The organism is Actinoplanes sp. NPDC020271 (genome assembly GCF_044388125.1).
Classification (GTDB): Bacteria; Actinomycetota; Actinomycetes; order Mycobacteriales; family Micromonosporaceae; genus Actinoplanes.
Window position 1 is genome coordinate 1 of record NZ_JBIRWQ010000095.1, and the last position, 1,073, is coordinate 1,073.

General features: G+C 72.8%; 1 protein-coding gene. It reads left to right on the forward strand.

The window, feature by feature from the left end; all coding sequences use genetic code 11:
• The coding region (locus tag ACH442_RS48075; protein WP_396344936.1) for a condensation domain-containing protein at positions 1-1,073 on the forward strand (1,073 nt) is incomplete at both ends.

Consider the following 1,073-nt stretch of genomic DNA (forward strand, 5'->3'; position numbering starts at 1 on the left):
CAGGTCAAGGTTCGTGGGTTCCGGATTGAGCCGGGTGAGGTCGAGGCGGTGTTGCTGGCGCATCCCGGGGTGAGCCAGGCGGCGGTGATCGCCCGGGAGAACACGCTTGTGGCGTACGTTGTCGCGGCCGGCCCTCTCGGTGATCTGCGGGAGGCCGCCCGGCAGCGGTTGCCGGAGTACATGGTCCCGGCGGTGATCGTGGTGCTCGACGAGTTGCCGTTGACCCCCAACGGCAAGCTCGACCGCCGCGCCCTCCCGGCGCCCGAGTTCTCCGGCGACGAGGGACGGCGGCCGGCCACCGAGCGGGAAGAGATCATCGCCGCGTCGTTCGCCGACCTGCTCGGGGTGGACTCGGTCGGCGTCGACGCCGACTTCTTCGAGCGGGGCGGGCACTCGCTGCTCGCGGCCCGGCTCGTCGCCCGCCTCCGCACCGCACTCGGCGTGGAACTGCCGCTGCGGACCCTCTTCGAACGGCCGACGGTCGGCGGGCTCGCCGCCTGGATCGCCGACACCGGCGGAGAAGGGCCGGCCCGGCCGGTGCTGGGCGCCCAGGAACGCCCCGACCGGCTGCCGCTGTCGTTCGCGCAGCGCCGGCTGTGGTTCCTGGACCAGTTGGAGGGGCCGAGCGCCACCTACAACCTGCCGATGACCATCCGCCTGGACGGCGACCTGGACGTGCCGGCGCTCGGAGCGGCCCTGCGCGACGTGCTGGAACGGCACGAGTCGCTGCGCACCGTGTTCCCGTCCGCCGACGGTGAGCCCTACCAGCGGATCCTCGCCGCCGACGAGCTGGACTGGGCCCTGGAAGTGACCCGGGTCGAGACCGCGGAACTGACCGAAACCGCCGCCCGGGCAGCCCGGCACCTGTTCGACCTGTCGGCGCAGGTGCCGATCCGGGCCTGGCTCTTCCACGACGACGCGGGGCAGCGGGTGCTGGTCGTGGCCCTGCACCACATCGCCACCGACGGATGGTCGAGTGCGGTGCTGGGGCGGGATCTGTCGGTCGCTTACGAGGCCCGGTCGCGCGGTGTGGCGCCGGTGTGGGAGCCGTTGGCGGTGCAGTACGCGGATTA